This is a genomic window from Propionivibrio sp. (genome assembly GCF_017995515.1).
Lineage (GTDB): Bacteria > Pseudomonadota > Gammaproteobacteria > Burkholderiales > Rhodocyclaceae > Propionivibrio.
The window spans coordinates 1-1,216 of record NZ_JAGOIT010000194.1; the positions used below are offsets into that span (position 1 = coordinate 1).

Annotated in this window: 2 protein-coding genes; one reads left to right on the forward strand and one right to left on the reverse strand. The window is 61.6% G+C overall.

The window, feature by feature from the left end:
* The coding region (locus tag KBA32_RS17035; RefSeq protein WP_294361500.1) for a hypothetical protein at positions 1-213 on the reverse strand (213 nt) is incomplete at its 3' end.
* Here KBA32_RS17035 and lpxC point away from each other — a divergent pair.
* The gene (gene lpxC, locus KBA32_RS17040; RefSeq protein ID WP_294361497.1) at positions 137-1,057 is read left to right on the forward strand and encodes a UDP-3-O-acyl-N-acetylglucosamine deacetylase; all 921 of its coding nucleotides are present in this window, start codon (positions 137-139) and stop codon (positions 1,055-1,057) included. The genes KBA32_RS17035 and lpxC overlap by 77 nt on opposite strands.
* Positions 1,058-1,216: the final 159 nt, after the last annotated feature.

Here is a 1,216-nt window from a genome sequence, read left to right on the forward strand (position 1 = left end):
AGGTGAAAGCCTGCCAGCCATTTTTACGAATGCGAACGGGTAGTTGTAGTTTGTAATCTCCTCGCAACGGGAATCGGCGATCTGGCAGTCCGGTCGCTGTGCTAAAATCCGCCGATTCCCCAATTTTTTCAGACACATGCTCAAACAGCGCACCCTCAAATCAAGCATCAAGGCTTCCGGTGTCGGTCTCCATTCCGGTGCTCGGGTAACCATGTTGCTGCGTCCGGCGGCGCCCGATACCGGGATCGTTTTCCGGCGCGTCGATCTTGATCCCGTGGTCGACCTCCCCGCCTCCGCGACAATGGTCGGCGATACGCGGATGTGTTCGTGTCTTGAGTCTGACGGTGCCAAGGTAGGCACCATCGAACACCTGATGTCGGCGTTTGCCGGCCTCGGTATCGACAACGCTTTTGTCGACCTCGATGCGGCGGAGTTGCCCATTCTCGACGGATCGGCATCCCCCTTCGTATTCCTCATTCAATCGGCCGGCATCGAAGAGCAACCGGTCGCCAAGAAGTTCATCCGAGTCAAGCGTCCCGTCGAAGTCAAGGACGGCGACAAATGGGCGCGTTTCGAACCCTACGACGGCTATCGTCTGGCCTTTTCCATCGTCTTCAACCACCCGGCGATCGACCGCACCGGACAGGAAGTGACGATCGACTTCGCCGAGCACTCCTACGTGCGCGAAGTGGCGCGCGCGCGCACCTTCGGTTTCATGCAGGAAGTCGAATGGCTGCGTGAAAACGGGCTGGCGCAAGGCGGCGGCCTCGACAACGCCGTCGTCCTCGACGAGTACCGCGTGCTCAACGCCGACGGCCTCCGCTACGGCGACGAGTTCGTCAAGCACAAGGTGCTCGACGCCATCGGTGACCTCTACCTCCTCGGCCACCCGCTGCTCGCCTCATTTACGGCGCACAAATCCGGCCACGCGCTGAACAACGCGCTCGCACGCGAACTTCTCGCTAACGCCGACGCGTGGGAGTACGTTACCTTCGAGGACGTCGCTCTGGCACCCGAAGGCGTTACCCGCTGGCTGGCGCAGCCGCTGGCTGCCTGATTCCTGGAGAGCGCCGGCCATGTGGCTGCTCCGACTGCTCGGCGTCCTGGTCCTGATCGCGATGGTTGGCGGCGTCATCGCCACCTTGCTCACACGCAACACCGCCTATCTGCGCTTTTCCTGGCGCCTCTTCCGCTACGCCCTGATCGTCGCGCTGCT